At 71.4% G+C, this 16,198-nt stretch carries 14 protein-coding genes; 9 read left to right on the plus strand and 5 right to left on the minus strand.

Annotated elements, in window-relative coordinates; genetic code table 11:
- Positions 1-146: 146 nt before the first annotated feature.
- Positions 147-1,691, minus strand: a complete 1,545-nt coding sequence (locus ACFYZQ_RS26010; protein WP_389152162.1) for an MFS transporter — start codon at positions 1,689-1,691, stop codon at positions 147-149.
- Positions 1,692-1,789: 98 nt separating this feature from the next.
- Here ACFYZQ_RS26010 and ACFYZQ_RS26015 point away from each other — a divergent pair, with 98 nt between their 5' ends.
- On the plus strand, positions 1,790-2,374 hold the full coding sequence (locus ACFYZQ_RS26015; RefSeq protein ID WP_389152165.1) for a TetR/AcrR family transcriptional regulator: 585 nt from the start codon (positions 1,790-1,792) through the stop codon (positions 2,372-2,374).
- Between the two features lie 9 nt (positions 2,375-2,383).
- On the opposite strand, the gene ACFYZQ_RS26020 is transcribed toward ACFYZQ_RS26015, so the two are convergent.
- Positions 2,384-3,580: a PucR family transcriptional regulator gene (locus ACFYZQ_RS26020; RefSeq protein WP_389152167.1), complete on the minus strand. Its 1,197-nt coding sequence runs from the start codon at positions 3,578-3,580 to the stop codon at positions 2,384-2,386.
- A gap of 180 nt (positions 3,581-3,760) precedes the next feature.
- On the opposite strand from ACFYZQ_RS26020, the gene ACFYZQ_RS26025 reads away from it, so the two are divergent.
- The gene (locus tag ACFYZQ_RS26025) at positions 3,761-4,687 is read left to right on the plus strand and encodes a proline dehydrogenase family protein (protein WP_389152169.1); all 927 of its coding nucleotides are present in this window, start codon (positions 3,761-3,763) and stop codon (positions 4,685-4,687) included.
- 59 nt (positions 4,688-4,746) lie between these two features.
- Positions 4,747-6,387 (plus strand): L-glutamate gamma-semialdehyde dehydrogenase, encoded by a 1,641-nt coding sequence (pruA, locus tag ACFYZQ_RS26030; RefSeq protein WP_389152172.1) that lies wholly within the window; start codon positions 4,747-4,749, stop codon positions 6,385-6,387.
- A gap of 70 nt (positions 6,388-6,457) precedes the next feature.
- Here pruA and ACFYZQ_RS26035 read toward each other — a convergent pair whose 3' ends face one another.
- Positions 6,458-8,380, minus strand: coding sequence for a glycoside hydrolase family 97 catalytic domain-containing protein (locus tag ACFYZQ_RS26035; RefSeq protein ID WP_389152174.1), 1,923 nt, complete (start codon positions 8,378-8,380; stop codon positions 6,458-6,460).
- Between the two features lie 133 nt (positions 8,381-8,513).
- Between ACFYZQ_RS26035 and ACFYZQ_RS26040 the strand changes: the two genes are divergently transcribed.
- On the plus strand, positions 8,514-9,068 hold the full coding sequence (locus ACFYZQ_RS26040) for a GNAT family N-acetyltransferase (protein ID WP_389152177.1): 555 nt from the start codon (positions 8,514-8,516) through the stop codon (positions 9,066-9,068).
- Between the two features lie 7 nt (positions 9,069-9,075).
- Here ACFYZQ_RS26040 and ACFYZQ_RS26045 read toward each other — a convergent pair whose 3' ends face one another.
- Positions 9,076-10,068, minus strand: a complete 993-nt coding sequence (locus tag ACFYZQ_RS26045; RefSeq protein WP_389152180.1) for an NADP-dependent oxidoreductase — start codon at positions 10,066-10,068, stop codon at positions 9,076-9,078.
- Positions 10,069-10,172: 104 nt separating this feature from the next.
- Here ACFYZQ_RS26045 and ACFYZQ_RS26050 point away from each other — a divergent pair, with 104 nt between their 5' ends.
- Positions 10,173-11,078 (plus strand): LysR family transcriptional regulator, encoded by a 906-nt coding sequence (locus ACFYZQ_RS26050; RefSeq protein WP_389152183.1) that lies wholly within the window; start codon positions 10,173-10,175, stop codon positions 11,076-11,078.
- Positions 11,079-11,303: 225 nt separating this feature from the next.
- Positions 11,304-11,435 carry a hypothetical protein gene (locus ACFYZQ_RS26055; RefSeq protein WP_089098576.1) on the plus strand — a complete coding sequence of 44 codons (132 nt, stop codon included), beginning with the start codon at positions 11,304-11,306 and terminating at the stop codon, positions 11,433-11,435.
- A gap of 57 nt (positions 11,436-11,492) precedes the next feature.
- Here ACFYZQ_RS26055 and ACFYZQ_RS26060 read toward each other — a convergent pair whose 3' ends face one another.
- Complete coding sequence (locus ACFYZQ_RS26060; RefSeq protein WP_389152186.1) at positions 11,493-13,055, minus strand: purple acid phosphatase family protein; 1,563 nt, start codon at positions 13,053-13,055, stop codon at positions 11,493-11,495.
- A 164-nt stretch (positions 13,056-13,219) separates the two neighbouring features.
- Here ACFYZQ_RS26060 and ACFYZQ_RS26065 point away from each other — a divergent pair, with 164 nt between their 5' ends.
- The 3 genes from ACFYZQ_RS26065 to ACFYZQ_RS26075 all read left to right on the plus strand — a co-directional run bounded on the left by ACFYZQ_RS26065 (position 13,220) and on the right by ACFYZQ_RS26075 (position 16,192).
- The gene (locus ACFYZQ_RS26065) at positions 13,220-14,263 is read left to right on the plus strand and encodes a 3-isopropylmalate dehydrogenase (RefSeq protein WP_389152189.1); all 1,044 of its coding nucleotides are present in this window, start codon (positions 13,220-13,222) and stop codon (positions 14,261-14,263) included.
- Between the two features lie 254 nt (positions 14,264-14,517).
- Positions 14,518-15,609, plus strand: coding sequence for a branched-chain amino acid aminotransferase (locus tag ACFYZQ_RS26070; RefSeq protein WP_389152192.1), 1,092 nt, complete (start codon positions 14,518-14,520; stop codon positions 15,607-15,609).
- 79 nt (positions 15,610-15,688) lie between these two features.
- Positions 15,689-16,192, plus strand: a complete 504-nt coding sequence (locus ACFYZQ_RS26075; RefSeq protein ID WP_389152194.1) for a hypothetical protein — start codon at positions 15,689-15,691, stop codon at positions 16,190-16,192.
- Positions 16,193-16,198: the final 6 nt, after the last annotated feature.

Below are 16,198 nucleotides of genomic sequence, written 5' to 3' on the forward strand. Positions count from 1 at the left end.
GTTGGGCCGGTGGGGGGGGTGTTGTGGGCCCCCACGGGGGGGCCCTCCGTCACCCCGTTCCCCCCGTGTAACAAAAACAAAATAAAAAAAGGGGGGGGGGGGGGGTCCCCCCCCCCCCCCGGCGCTTTCGTCTTCCGCCCGCATCGTCAGGCGGCCGCCTTCTCCGGTGCCTCGGCCTGCGCAACCTCCCGCACCTGGATCCGCCGCAGGGACACCGCCGCCGCCACAGCCGCGCCCGCCAGCAGCACCGCCCCCGCGAGCGCCGCCGCGTGCATCCCGCTGGTGAACGCCTCCCGGGCGGCCGTGGTCAGGGCGTCGCCCGCCCCTGCGGGGAGCCGGCCGGCGACGGCGAGGGCGCCGCCCAGGGTCTCGTGGGCCGCCGCCGGAGCCGAGGCAGGGATCTCGTGGCGGTAGACGGCCGTGCCGATGGAGCCGAGGACCGCCATGCCGAGGGCGCCACCGAACTCGGTGCCGGTCTCCATGACGGAGGAGGCCGCGCCCGCCTGCTCGACCGGGGCGGTGCTCATGGCGAGGTCGGACAGCTGGGACATCACCATGACGACGCCGGAGGCGAGGACGCCTGCGGCGGCCAGGGTGAGCCAGAGGGAGTCGGTGCCGGTCAGGGCGAGCATGCCGTAACCGGCCGCGGTGACGGCGAAGCCGGCGGCGACGACGTACCCCCGGTTGACGCCCTTCTGGACGAGCTGGGTCGTGACCGGTCCGGCGACGCCGATGAGGACCGAGGGGAGCAGGCTCCACAGCGCGGCCTCGAGAGGGCTCTTGCCGAGGACCGACTGCAGGTACTGGGTGGTGAAGAGGGCCGAGCCCATCATCCCGAAGGCGGAGACCAGGGTGAGCACGATCGACGGGGTGAAGCCGCGGGCCCGGAACAGGGCCGGAGAGATCAGCGGTGAGGCGGCGGTGCGCTGCCGACGGACGAAGAGCGCGGCGAACAGCAGGCCGGCGGCGACCGACACGACGTACCGCACGTGCCAGCCCTGCGACGGGATCTCCTTCAGGCCGTAGATCACGGGGAGCACGGCGGCCATCGACAGCGGGACGCTCACCCAGTCGAAGCGGCCGGGGTTCGCGCTGCGGGACTCGGGGAGCAGGACCGGGCCGAGGACCAGCAGGAGCAGCATCGCGGGCAGATTGACCAGGAAGACCGACCCCCACCAGAAGTGCTCGACGAGGACGCCGCTCATCACCGAGCCTAGCGCGATCCCGCCCGTCATCACGCCGGACCACAGGCCGATGGCCTTCGCCCGCTGGCCGGGGTCGGTGAACATCGTGCGCAGCAGGGCCATGGTCGACGGCATCAGGGTGGCCCCGCCGATGCCGAGCACCGCGCGGGCGGCGATCAGGGTCTCGGCGCTGTTCGCGTAGGCCGCGAGCACCGAGGCGGTGCCGAAGGCGGCGGCGCCCATCAGCAGGAGTCGGCGGCGGCCGATGCGGTCGCCGAGGGAGCCCATCGTCATCAGCAGGCCGGCCAGGACGAAGCCATAGATGTCGAAGATCCAGAGCTGCTGGGTGCCGGTCGGCCGCAGGTCCGCGTTGATCGCGGGGGTCGCGAAGTAGAGGACGGACACGTCCATCGAGACCAGCAGCAGCGGCAGCATCAGCACGCCGAGGGCGGTCCATTCACGGCGCCCGGCGAGGGCGGTCGGGGTGGCGCTCGTCGAGTTCGTCATGCCAAGGAATGTACGCGTGTATTAAACGCTTGTCTAGAACGACTGTATAGATCATTTGTCTAGGACGGCTGTATGGATCCCGGAGTAAGGTGGTCCGCATGGGACACCGTGAAGATCTGCTCGAAGGTGCCAAGCGCTGCCTGCTGGAGAAGGGCTTCGCGCGCACCACGGCGCGCGACATCGTCAAGGAGTCGGGGACCAACCTGGCCTCGATCGGCTACCACTACGGCTCGAAGGACGCGCTGCTCGCGCAGGCCTACATCTCGCTGGTGGAGGGCACGTCGGACGGCTTCGACGCCGCCGGGGGCGGCGGCATCGCCGGAGCCCCCGGCTCGCTGGAGCGGTTCCGGGCGGTGTGGAGGAGCATCGTCGACAGCATGCGGGAGCCCGGCTCCGTGTGGCGGCTCAGCATGGAGGTCATGACCGTCCAAATGCCCGAGGTCCGCGACCACTTGTCCCGCGCCCAGCGGGAGGGCGGCCGGGGTCTCGTCGCGCTGCTCATGGGCGTACCGGAGGAGGAGGTGTCCGACGAGACCGCGGACACCGTCGGCCGGTTCTACCTCACGCTGATGACCGGCCTCATCGCCCAGTGGACCTTCGACCCCAAGACCGCGCCCGACGGGGACGCCCTCACCGAGGGACTGCGCCAGGTCATCGAGGCCGCCACCGCGACGCGCCCTTAGGGCCGCGCCCTAGAGCCGCGCCCCCTTCAGCACCATGTGCAGCAGCAGCCGGTCCTCCCCGTCGTCGAGGTCCAGTCCCGTCAGCTGCTCCACCCGGGACAGCCGGTAGTACAGGGTCTGCCGGTGGATGCCGAGCTCGGCGGCGGTGCGGCCGGCCTGGCCCGCGCAGTCGAGGTAGACCTCGGCGGTGCGGGCCAGCTCCTGGTGGGCGGGGGTGAGCAGCGGGGCCACCACCGGATCGTGGGCGGTCTCGGGCGGCAGGGAGGTCAGCAGACGGTACGGGCCGATCTGCGCCCACTCGGCGACCGGCCCGAACCGGGGTTCCGCCAGGGCCGCACGGGCCGCCGCGGACGCCTCCTGCCAGGCGGATCCCAGCTCGGCCAGCCCCACCCGGGCCGCGGCGATCCCGGCGGCGACCGCCCCGGCCCCGCTGTCCTCGCCTCGTTCCAGCAGTCGCCCCGCCGCCGACACGGCCGGAGTCATGGCCTGCGTCGACCGCAGCCGCACCAGCAGCGCCAGGGCATGCGCGGCCAGGCCCCACGGCACCGTGCACAGCGCGGTCGCGCCCGGCAGCGTACGCACCGAGGGCGCGTCACCCGGGTCGGCGGACGGCCAGGGTGCCACGCACACCACCGTGTGCGGGCCGTCCGCCCGGGCACCGAGGGCCGTGCGCAGCTCCGCCACCGCCATGTCCTGCGGCCAGCCCCGCTCGGCGGTGAGCACCGCCCGCAATTCCCGGGTCAGGTCGGCGCCGTGCTGCGCCTCGTCCGCGAGCAGCGCCCCGATCCGGGCCGCTACCCCCATCGCCGCGGAAAGCTGCCGCTCGCTCGGACCCGGGTCGTCGTCCAGCAGCCACACGTACCCGAGGACGACACCCCGATGGCGGACCGGGAGGCAGATGCGCCCCCGATACACCCCCGCCTCCGGGGTGGGCGGGATGCGCACGGGGCCGGTGGCCCGTGTGATGCCGAAGCCCTCGAACCATCTGCGGACCGCCGCCGTGGAGCGCCGGGTCAGGATCGAGCGGGTGCGCACCGGGTCCAGCGCGGAGGCGTCCAGCTCGCCCTCGCTGTCGTACGCGCCGAAGGCGATCAGCTCGAAGTCGCGGTTCTCCAGGGTCGCGGGGGCGCCGAGCAGCTCGGAGATCTCGTCCACCAGTTCCTGGTAGTCACCCACGTTCTTGAACGGCGGAGTATCGGCTGTCATCCGGGCATTCTCCCGCATATCCGTGCCGCCTTCATACATCTGTCTGAGATCCCGCGCACGGATGCGTGACAGCTGTCGATGGCAGATGATCGGAGGGATCCATAAGTTTCACGGTGGTTCTCCGTGCCGTACCCGGATGGTCGGGTATGGCCTTCCTCGGCCTTGTTGTGGAGGTGCCCCGTGCTGGGTCCCGTGATTCTCGCCGCGTCGCGCAGCGACCGGATGCGACGCCTGATCTCGGCGGCCCCGGTGACCAAGCAGGTCGTCGCCCGCTTCATCGCCGGCGAGACGGTCGACGACGTCGTCCCGATCATCGAGGACCTCACCGTCAAGGGCCTGGAGCTGACCATGGACGTGGTCGGCGAGGACATCACCAGCCCCGAGCAGGCCACCGCCGCCCGCGACGCCTACCTGACGCTGATCGACCGCCTCGGGCAGTTGAAGCTGGGGGAGCGGGTCGAGATGTCCGTCAAGCTCTCCATGTTCGGCCAGGCCCTCCCCGGCGGCCACGAGCTCGCCCTCGCCAACGTCCGCCCCGTCGTCGAGGCCGCCGCCGCCATCGGCACGACGGTCACCCTGGACGCCGAGGACCACACCACCCTCGACTCGATGTTCGCCATCCACGAGGAGCTGCGGAAGGACTTCCCGCAGACCGGCTGCGTCATCCAGGCCTACCTCTTCCGCACCGAGGCCGACGCCCGCCGCCTCGCCGCGAGCGGCAGCCGCGTCCGCCTGGTCAAGGGCGCCTACAAGGAGCCCGCCGAGGTCGCCTACCAGCAGAAGAACGAGATCGACAAGGCGTACGTCCGGACCTTGAGGATCCTGATGGACGGCGAGGGGTACCCGATGGTCGGTTCCCACGACCCGCGTCTGATCAGCATCGCCCAGGAACTCGCCCACCGCGCCGGGCGCAAAATGGACGAGTACGAGTTCCAGATGCTCTACGGCATCCGCAGCGACGAACACCTGCGGCTGGCCGCCGAGGGCCACCGCATGCGCGTCTACACCGCCTACGGCACCGACTGGTACGGCTACTTCATGCGGCGCCTGGCGGAGAAGCCGGCCAACCTGCGCTTCTTCGTCCGCAGCATGATCACCAAGGGCTGAGTTTCACCCCGCCCGCCCCGAAGCTTCGCAACACCGCTCAGTAAGGAGTTACGGAACCCATGGACGCTGTGACCCAGGTCCCCACCCCCGTCAACGAGCCGGTGCACGGCTACGCCCCCGGCACGCCCGAGCGCGCCCGGCTGGAGGCCAAGCTGAAGGAGCTGGCCGACAACCCGATCGACCTGCCCTGCACCATCGGCGGCGAGAAGCGGATGGGCGGCGGCGAGGCCTTCCAGGTCGTCCAGCCGCACAACCACAAGGCCGTTCTCGGTACCTACCGCAACGCCACCCAGCAGGACGCGCAGGACGCCATCGACGCGGCACTGGCCGCCGCGCCCGCCTGGCGCGCGATGTCCTTCGACGACCGTGCGGCGATCATCCTGCGCGCGGCCGAGCTGCTGTCCGGCCCGTGGCGGGAGACGCTCGCCGCCTCCACCATGCTCGGCCAGTCCAAGACCGCCCAGCAGGCCGAGATCGACACCCCCTGCGAGCTGATCGACTTCTGGCGCTTCAACGTCGCCTACGCCCGCCAGATCCTCGCCGAGCAGCCCCCGGCCAACGCCCCCGGCGTCTGGAACCGCCTCGACCACCGTCCGCTCGAGGGCTTCGTCTACGCGATCACCCCCTTCAACTTCACCGCGATCGCCGGCAACCTGCCCACCGCGCCCGCGCTGATGGGCAACGTCGTGGTGTGGAAGCCGTCCCCGACCCAGACCCACGCCGCCGTGCTGCTCATGCGGCTGCTGGAGGAGGCCGGTCTGCCCAAGGGCGTCATCAACCTCGTCACCGGCGACGGCATCGCGGTCTCCGAGGTCGCCCTGGAGCACCGGGACCTCGCCGGCATCCACTTCACCGGCTCGACCAAGACCTTCCAGTACCTGTGGAAGACGGTCGGCAACAACATCGAGAAGTACCGCTCCTACCCGCGTCTGGTCGGTGAGACCGGCGGCAAGGACTTCGTCGTCGCCCACCCGAGCGCCGACCGTGCCGTCCTCAAGACCGCTCTGACGCGCGGTGCCTTCGAGTACCAGGGCCAGAAGTGCTCGGCGACCTCCCGGGCGTACATCCCGGCGTCCATCTGGAACTCCGGTTTCAAGGAGGAGTTCGCCGCCGAGGTCGACGGCATCGCCATGGGTGACGTCACCGACTTCTCCAACTTCATCGGCGCGGTCATCGACGAGCGTTCCTTCGCCAAGAACAAGGCCGCCATCGACCGCGCCAAGGCCGACCCGGCCTGCACGATCGTCGCGGGCGGCAGCTACGACGACTCGGTCGGCTACTTCGTGCGCCCGACGGTCGTCGAGTGCTCCGACCCGGAGAACGAGGTCTTCACCACCGAGTACTTCGGCCCGTTCCTCGCCGTGCACGTCTACGACGACAGCTCGCCCGAGAAGTACGACGAGATGCTGACCCAGATGGAGTCGGTGTCCGACTACGCCCTGACGGGCTCGGTCATCGCGGGCGACCGTGCCGCGGCGGCGTACACGATGGAGAAGCTCCGCTACGCGGCCGGCAACTTCTACATCAACGACAAGTCGACCGGCGCGGTCGTCGGCCAGCAGCCCTTCGGCGGTGGCCGGTCCTCCGGCACCAACGACAAGGCCGGCGCCCCGCAGAACCTGATGCGCTGGACCCTGACCCGCGCCATCAAGGAGACGCTGGTCCCGCCGACCGACTACACCTACCCGCACATGGGCTGACCGCCCTCGCGCGCACGGGCCGGGAAGCCTGCCACAAGCGTGGCTTCCCGGCCCGTCTCCATCGCCCGAGCTACCTCTCGCAGGTCGTGCGGCCCACGTACCAGCGGCAGGCGAGCGCCGCGAAGCCGCCGTCGGTGGCGACCGGGACCGACACGGTGGACTCGCCGCGTACGACGTGCGTGGTGCGGGCCAGGCCCGACGCGCCGTCCGTCAGCGTCTCGACCAGCCAGCGGCCCGCGCCCAGCCGCAGCGGTACGTCGGCCGTGTGCGCCGCACCCACGAACGTCCCGCCGACGAACCAGCGGCCGTCCGCCGCACGGCGGGCCAGCACCGCGGAGCGGCCCGGGTCGCCGGTCAGCAGACGGGTCTCCTCCCAGCGGGCGGGCAACTGCTCCAGGAAGCGCCGGGCCTCGGGGCGGGCGTCGTAGGAATCGGGGGTGCCGGACAGGTTCTGGACGCCGGACTCGTACAGCACCGTCAGGCCCAGCTCACCCGCGTCCGATCCGGCGTTGGGCCGGTTCGGGCGCTGGAAGGCACCCGGGGTGAAGTCCATGGAACCGATGGCGTTCCGGGTGAACGGCAGCGACGCCAGGTGCTCCGCGGTGTTGTCGCGCTTCTCCTCACCGCCGACACCCTCCAGGGTCATCACCTGCGGCCACGTGCGCTGGACGCCCTTGGGGATCGTCGAGCCGTGGAAGTTCACCATCAGGTGGTGGCGGGCCGTCGACTCCAGGACGTCGTCGTACCAGCGCATCCGCTCCTGCGACTCCGAGTCCATGAAGTCGATCTTCACGCCCTTGACGCCCCAGCGCTCCAGCGTACCCAGCCACTTCTCGCGCTCGGCGGGGTCGGTGAGCAGGGAGTAGTGCAGCCAGACCTGGATGCCGACGCCCTTGGCGGCCGCGTACCGGACCAGCTCCGGCATCCAGCTGTCGGTCTGCCAGTCGGGGTCGACGACGTCCCACGCGTCGGTCCTGAAGTACCAGCCGGCGTCCACGACTTCGTACGGCCAGTGCCGCTCGGCCGCGTAGTCCACGAACTTCTCCTGGGCCGTCAGGCTCTGCCCGGCCGCCTTGCCGCCGGCCAGCCAGGTCCACAGCGCCGGCCCCGGCTTGACCCAGGAGGTGTCGCGGACTCGGGAGGGCGGGGCGAGGTCGTCGACGAGCGTGGACTCGGTGACGGTGGTCAGGTCGCCGGTGACGACGGTGCGCCACGGGGTGGTCAACGTGCCCTGCGTCTGGACGGGTTCGTCGTTCCAGAGGCTCACCCGGTACGTCGGTGAGGCGGCCTCGTGGGTGAGGTGCGCGCCCGCGTAGGAGCCGTTCACACCGGACTCGGCGATCAGGGCGTAGCCGCCGGGGGTGCGGAAGAGTCCCTGCATCGAGTACGTGCCCGCCGGGGCGTCAGCGGCCGACTCGTAGCGAACGAAGGGCAGTTCGTTGTCCGCGCGGTAGGCGTTCAGCACGGCGCCGGTTCCGGCGGGGAGCGTGAAGGCGGAGGTTTCGCGGAGCACGTCGCCGTGGTTCTGCGGCAGGACGTAACGGTAGGCGACGCCGTCCCGGGCGACCCGGGTGACCAGGTCGACGCGGGCACCGTCGGCGGTGCGGAAGCGGAAGCGGGCCTCGGTCATCCGGGCCGTGCGGTGGCGCGCCTTGCCCGCCGTGGCCGTGTAGTGCTCGGTGACGGTGCGGGCGCTGCGGCCCAGCAGGGTCAAGTGCGCCGAGAAGTCGGCCTGTTCGGTGACCAGGCCGAGTGGTGAGGCGGCGATCACGGTCGCGCCGGCACGTCTGACGGTGAGCGTGGGGTGGCCGTCGGCGGGGTCGAGGGCGACGGTGGCGGTGGGGGAGTCGTGTGCGGCGCCGGGGGCGGGGACGTTCCAGGCCGTGGGCGCCGCGGGGGCCGAGGCGCTGGCGGGAAGCGCGGTGGCGGCGCCGGCCAGCAGAGCGGAACAGAGCGTCAACACGATGGTGCGGGCCCGTAGTTGGACCGGCATGAGGAACCCTCCAGTCTCTGATACATCCGATGTGTGGGAGGGTGGATGGGGTGGATGAGACTGTCAAGGGGTACGGTAGGAGTAAAGGCCGAGAATAGATCGGATCAAAACTGGTGCCGGGCATACTGGGGTCATGACCACTCCCTCGTCCCCCCCCGGCCTGCGCACCGCGCACACCGCCGACCTCACACCCGCCGAACTCCGCGCCGCACGCGCTCTCTTGGACGCCGCCTTCGAGAATGACTTCAGCGACGAGGACTGGGAGCACGGGCTGGGCGGCATGCACGCGCTCGTGCACGACGAGGCGGGACTCGCCGCCCACGGATCCGTCGTGATGCGACGCGCCCGCCACCAGGGCCGCTGGCTGCGGGTCGGATACGTCGAGGCCGTCGCCGTACGGCCCGACGTACGCCGCACAGGCCTGGGCGGTCGGGTGATGGGCGCCCTGGAGCGGATCGTCGACCGGGCCTACGACCTCGGCGCCCTCTCCGCGAGCGACGACGGCGCCCGTCTCTACGCCGCCCGCGGCTGGCAACTGTGGCCCGGCCGCATCCACGCCCTCTCACCGGACGGGATCGTCCACCTCCCGGAGGAGGAGGGCACCACCTGTCTCCGCCCCGCCCTCGCCGGTCCGCCCGACCCCGCCCACGAGCTGCTCTTCGACTGGCGGGACGGCGACGTGCTGTGACGTACCGTCAGACGGCCCGCACGAGGATCTTGCCCGTGTTGCCGCCCCTGAGCATCAGCAGGAACGCCTCCACGATCCGCTCGAACCCGTCCACCACCGTCTCGTCCGCCACCAACGCCCCACTACGCAGATGCGGCACGGCGAACTCGTACAACTCCTCCTGCGCATCGGCGTAGTCACGCACCAGGAATCCCTCGATGCGCAGGCTCTTCTCCACCACGTCCGCGTGGTTGAACAGCACGGGAGGGGCGTCCGGGGTGTTGTACTGGCCGATCGTGCCGACCCGCACCACCCGTCCCCGGTCCCGCAGCGCGCCGATCGCCGCGCCGAGGTGGTCGCCGCCGACGTTGTCGACGAAGACGTCGATGCCGTCGGGGGCGGCCCCGGCGAGGAGTTCGGCGACCGGGCCGGTGCGGTAGTCGAAGGCCGCGTCGTAGCCGACCTGCTCCGTCAGGTACTTCACCTTCTCCGCGGAGCCCGCGCTGCCCACCAGCCGGCCCGCGCCCAGCAGCCGGGCGAAACGTCCGAGGGCCGTGCCGACCCCGCCCGCCGCTCCCGAGACGAACAGGTCGTCGCCCTCGCGGAGCCGGGCGATCCGGGTGAGAGCGGCGTACGCCGTCAGACCCGTGCCGCCCAGCACACTCAGGTACGCCGACAGCGGTACGCCCTCGTGACGGGGGAGGCGCCTGATCTCCTCGGGACGGACCAGCGCATGCGTGCGCCACCCGTGCCGGTGGAAGACCACCTCGCCCTCCGGGAGGCCCGGATGCCGGGAGGCGACGATCCTCCCCAGGGCGCGGCCCTCCAGCGGCGCGTTCAACTCGAAGTCGCCGTCCATCATTTCGCGGTGGTAGGGGTCCACCGACCAGTAGAGGTTCTCCACGAGGGCGGTCCCGGGGGTGGGTTCGGGGACCGGGGACTCGGCGAAACGGAAGTGGTCGGGGGTGGGGAAGCCGGTCGGGCGGGCGGTCTGCTGCACGGTCAGTGCGGTGTCGGTCATGGCAGCCGACCGTAGGCAGGAATGCCCCGGCCGGGCAGAGGGTTGCGCTCATGGAACCGGCCGATCCATGAACCGGCCTCATAGCAGCAGGTGGGAGCGCCCGAATGACGTCCGTCGACCTTGCCCCGCAGGAGCTGAGAACCCTGGTGGCCGTGGCGGAGGAGGGGGGCTTCTCGGCCGCCGCCGTGCGGCTCGGCGCCACCCAGTCCGCCGTCTCCCACGCCGTGCGCGGCACCGAACGCAAGCTCGGCGTGGTGCTGTTCGAGCGCGGCCGGTACGGCGCCCGGCCCACGGCGGCGGGCGAGCGCGCGGTGGCACACGCCCGGCGGGTACTGCGCCTGCTGGACGTCCTGGTCGCCGAGGTCCGGGGCCCGGCGACGGGCACGATCGAGGGCGTGCTGCGCATCGCCGCGTTCCGCAGCGCCGCCCTGCACCTGCTGCCCCGGGCCCTGGAGGCCCTCGCCGCACGCCACCCCGGCATCGAGGCCACCGTGACCGTGATCCGGGAACTGGGCGTCGGTACGGCCGGTGAGGTCGCCGCGGGCCGCGCCGACCTGGGCATCGCCACCCTCGGCACCGGTTCGCCGGTCCCGGAGGGCCTCGTCGGCGATGTGCTGCTGGAGGAGCCGTACTCGCTGGTCCACCCGGCCGGGCACCCCGCGCCGCGCTCGCTGCCCCTGGTCGACTGGATGGAGAACTGCGGCTCCTACACCCGCGAGTGGTGGGCCGCCCAGGACTGGATCCCGGCCGCGACCGTGCGCGCCGAGGACGACGGGGCGGTGCTGTCCATGGTGGGCAGCGGCCTGGGCATGGCGATCATGCCCGCGCTGTCCCTGACCGCCGTCCCGCCCACCGTCGAGATCACCGACCTCGGCCCCCAGCGTCCCACCCGCTCCGTCGGGTACGTCACCACCCCAGAACTCGCCGCGACGGCGGCCGTCCGGGCGCTCGTCCGGGAGCTGCGCTCACTTCATCCCCGGACCAGGAAACCCCAGGTCACCGCGGTGTGACCCGGTTCGCCGTCTCAGATAGTAGGAAGTCCGAGTAATTGTGCAGACAGGAGCGCGCCCCTCCCTTATTTTTGTAGGAGCCGAACGTCTCGCTCGATCCAGCGAATGGCGGTCGTGAGCCGGGCCCCGTGCAGGCAATCCCTGCGGCCACGCTCCCCGCCCCATCCGGCGTCTCGTAACTCCCCTGTCTCTGCGCACCCCCATGTGCCGAAGGAGTGGATCCCCATGGCCGAGACGACCGTCCGCCGCCGAGTCCGCCACGTGTCCCGCACGAGTGAGTCCGAGCGCAAGAACGCCGCAGCCGCCCTCCAGCGCGCCCTCGACCGCCGGGACAACGGCGGCGAGACCGGCCACTGAGCAGGCCGCGGCGCCCCACCAGCCGGGAGCCGCACCCGTTCGAGGTGCGACGCGGCCTCACCCGCCGCGTCGCACCTCGAAGTGGTCCACCCGCTTGCCGTCGTCCGCCAGCGCCGACACCTTCAGCCTCGGTGACGCGCCCGCCCGCGCCTCCACCGACAGCAGCGAGAAGCCGGTGTACCGCACCCGCGACCACTCCACCGTCTCCTTGCGGGAGACCTTCCCCTTGCCCCAGTAGAAGGTCTTCACGGCGTCGTGCCGGGTGACGTGCCCCTCGTAGCTGTCCCTCACGCCCGACGGGAACGAGTACAGGTCCCGGCCGCCACCGCCGGCGGTCACGTACACGATCCCGTCCCGGGCCGGATCCGTCGACCCGCCGACCGGCACCGCCCGTCCGACGCGCCCGTCCTTGATGGCGTCCGTCCGCTCGTACACGTGGTTGTGACCGTTGATCACCAGGTCCACCCGGTGCTTGGCGAACAAGGGCAGCCACTCCTTGCGGATGCCGCCGTCGGAGGCGTGCTGCGAGGTCGAGTAGGCGCAGTGGTGGAAGAACACCACCACGAAGTCGACGCCCTTCGCGGCCCGCAGCTCGCCCAGCGTGCGGGCCAGCCATCTGGTCTGCCTGCCGCCGGAGTAGCCGAGGTTGGCGGGGATCTCGTACGACACGTCGTTCGCGTCCAGCGCCACGAAGCCGACGTTGCCGTAGGTGAACGCGTACACGCCCGGCGCCGAACGCGGGTCGAAACCGCTGTCCGGGAGGGAGAAGCGGGCCAGTTGGCCGCCGTAGCCGTCCGGTGAGTACCAGGCCTCCATGTCGTGGTTGCCGGTGGTAACCATCCACGGCACCGACCTGGCCACCGGCTCGTTCTGCTTCAGGAACAGGTCCCAGAACTTCGGGTCGTAGCCGTCCGACTTCGAACCGGCGCCGTTCACGTCCGCGTAGCAGATGTCGCCCGCGTGCAGATGGAAGGCGGGCTTCAGCCGCAGCAGCAGATGGTCGTTGGCGTTCGCGCCGGCGCTCACCCCCTGGTCGCCGAATGCGGTGAACACGAAGCTCTCCGGGGCGGCGGGCGCGGTGCGGAACGAGGTGATCGTCGAGCGGTGAGCCGGGGAGGCGGGGTCCCAGCCGTCGTGGCCGACCCCGTAGTAGTACGTCGTGCCGGGCCTCAGGCCGTCCAGGGCCGCGTGCACGTAGTACTGCTCGACCGCCGGCCGCACCCCCTGCACGCCCGGCGTGTGCAGATGGCGCACCTCGGCCTCGACACGGCGGCCGAGATCGTCCGGCCGCAGACCCACGCGGACATACGGCCTGCGCACCGAGAGCGGCACCTGCCAGGAGATCCGCATCCGGGTCCGCGGGTCGGCGCCGAAGGCCAGGTGACGGCCGAACGGCGCCACGACCGAGCCGGAGACGTGCGAGCCGGTCGGGGCCGGGGCGCCCGACGTACGGGCCGGCGACGCCGTACCGCCGCAGCCGGTCAGCAGGCCGCCCGCCACCGCGCCGGCCGACACCAGCGTGCGGCGCCGGGTGAGCCGGGTGCGCAGGTACTCGTACTGCTCGGCCATGCTCATCCGCTCCGCGAGCCGCCGCGGAATGCCGAAGTCGGGGATCTCCATGCCGTCAACGGTTCCCAGCGAATCCCAACAACGCCCCCACATACGGGTGAACGGCGGCCAACAGGATGACGCCCGCCCCTCGCCCGGGTGCGTCCGTCCGGCCTGGGGTTGTCCGTATGGCGGACGGCCGTGTCATCACATGGGACGAGGAGTAGTCTGCCGACATGTCTCCCAGCATCGATCTCGCAGTGATCCCCGGTGACGGCATCGGGCAGGAAGTCGTGGCCGAAGGCCTCAAGGTCCTCTCCGCTGTCCTTCCCGAGGACGTGAAGCTGGAGACCAAGGAGTACGACTTCGGCGCCAGGCGCTACCACGCCACCGGTGAGACCCTCACCGACGCCGACCTCGACGCCCTGGGGCAGCACGACGCCATCCTGCTCGGCGCGATCGGCGACCCGTCCGTGCCGTCCGGCGTCCTGGAGCGCGGCTTCCTGCTCAAGCTCCGCTTCGCCTTCGACCACCACGTCAACCTGCGTCCGTCCAAGCTCCTGCCGGGTGTCGCCACCCCGCTCGCGGGCGACCCGCAGATCGACTTCATCGTGGTCCGCGAGGGCACCGAGGGCCCGTACACCGGCAACGGCGGCACCATCCGTAAGGGCACCCCGCACGAGGTCGCCACCGAGGTCTCCGTCAACACGGCCTTCGGTGTCGAGCGCGTGGTCCGCGACGCCTTCGCCCGCGCCCAGGCCCGCCCGCGCAAGAAGCTCACCCTCGTCCACAAGAACAACGTGCTGGCCTTCGCCGGTCACCTCTGGACGAACATCTTCAACAAGGTGGCCGAGGAGTACCCCGAGGTCACCACCGAGTACATCCACGTCGACGCGGCCACCATCTACCTGGTCACCCAGCCCGAGCGCTTCGACGTCATCGTCACCGACAACCTCTTCGGCGACATCATCACCGACCTCGCCGCGGCCGTCTCCGGCGGCATCGGCGTGGCCGCCTCCGGCAACATCAACCCCGGCCGCGAGTTCCCGTCCATGTTCGAGCCCGTCCACGGCTCGGCCCCGGACATCGCCGGCCAGGGCAAGGCCGACCCCACCGCCACGGTCCTGTCCGTCGCCCTGCTGCTGCGCCACCTCGGCCACGAGGCCGAGGCGAACCGCATCGAGGAGGCGGTCTCGGCCGACCTCGGCGAGCGCGCCCAGCTGCCCGCCCGCTCCACCTCCGAGATCGGCGACGCGCTCGCCGTACGAGTAGCCGGCTGACCCCGCCGCGCTCTTTCGAACCCCTCGAAGCCGCCGGGTCGCATCCGAGCCCGGCGGCTTCCCCCATGTCCCCGCCGGGTGCCACCATCAACCCGGGGCCGCATTCACCCCGATTCCTTCCGTCGCCGCTCCCCACGAGATAATCGAGCGAGGAGCCGCGGTACGAAGGAATGCTCGGACGTCCTAGCACTGGCCGGAAGGCGGTACGGGCGTGAGCGCGGCCCGTCACTACAACCGGTGAAGGACAAGCACTCATGACGACGCCCACGATCGAGCTCAAGCCGTCCGCCCATCCGCTCCCCGCAGCCGAGCGCGAGGCGATCCTGGCGAACCCCGGATTCGGCCGCCACTTCACCGACCACATGGTGACGATCAAGTGGACCGAGGGCCGGGGCTGGCACGACGGCCAGCTCGTTCCGTACGCGCCGATCCCGCTGGACCCGGCCACCAACGTCCTGCACTACGCCCAGGAGATCTTCGAGGGCCTCAAGGCCTACCGCCGCCCCGACGGCTCCGTCGCCACCTTCCGCCCGGACCAGAACGCCCAGCGGTTCCAGCGCTCCGCCCGCCGCCTGGCCATGCCCGAGCTGCCCGTCGAGACCTTCATCGAGGCCTGTGACGTCCTGGTCCAGCAGGACGAGGGCTGGGTGCCCGCGCACGGTGGCGAGGAGTCCCTCTACCTGCGCCCGTTCATGATCGCGACCGAGGTCGGCCTGGGCGTGAAGCCCGCCAACGAGTACCTCTTCCTCGTCATCGCCTCCCCGGCCGGCGCCTACTTCCCGGGCGGCGTGAAGCCCGTCTCCATCTGGGTCTCCGAGGACCGCGTCCGCGCCGTCCCCGGCGGCATGGGCGACGCCAAGACCGGCGGCAACTACGCCGCGTCCCTCCTCGCCCAAGCCGAGGCCGCCGCCCACGGCTGCGACCAGGTCTGCTACCTGGACGCGGTCGAGCGCAAGTGGGTCGAGGAACTCGGCGGCATGAACCTGTACTTCGTGTACGACAACAAGATCGTCACCCCGACCCTCACCGGCTCGATCCTGGAGGGCGTCACCCGCGACTCCCTCCTGACCCTCGCCCGCGACCTCGGCTACGAGACCGAGGAGGGCCGCGTCTCCGTCGACCAGTGGCAGCGCGACGCCGAGAACGGCACCCTCACCGAGGTCTTCGCCTGCGGCACCGCCGCCGTCATCACCCCCGTCGGCACCGTCAAGCGCTCCACCGGTGCCGACTGGAAGCAGACGGGCGGAGAGCCCGGCGAGGTCACCCTGAAGCTCCGCCAGGCCCTGCTGGACGTCCAGCGCGGCATCACGCAGGACGAGCACGGCTGGATGCACCGCATCGGCTGACCCCGGTCGCACCCCGGGCCGCCCGGACTCCGTGTCCGCGGTGGCCCCGAGGGGCGGTGTCAACCGGTAGAACAAACGGGTGAACTTACTGGTCTGCGCGGCCTGTGGCCGCCGTCTCAGCGAGCCGTTGCGGCTGCTTCCTGCGCTGCCCGAACGCCCGGAGTACGACGGGCGCAAGGGTCCCGACGGTCGGCGGCACGCCCCGTCGACCGTGCCGCGCGGCACCTACGCGATCGACCCCGAGCCGAGCGGGGCGCCGTACGTGCCGCATCCGGACCCGGAATGGCTGGGGGCGGCCATCCCCGGCCTGTCCATCGCCGACCCGGACGGGCCGGGAAGCCTGATGTCCGCCGGGCCGTGCGACACCCTGGTCGTCCACCCCGAGGACACCGACAAACTCCTGGAGCCCAACCCCGCCTCCTTCACGGAGGCCGTGTGCTGTGGCCCCCTTGGCATGGAGGGGCCGAACCGGTTGTGTCCGGGGTGCGGGGCGGAGGTGGCGACGCTGCTCGCCGACTGTGTGGGGCCGTACGAGATCCACTTCCTGCCCGACGCCGTGCGGGTGGTGCCTGACACCGCGTGAAGTGGC

The sequence above is a fragment of the Streptomyces sp. NPDC001843 genome, assembly GCF_042891955.1.
Lineage (GTDB): Bacteria > Actinomycetota > Actinomycetes > Streptomycetales > Streptomycetaceae > Streptomyces.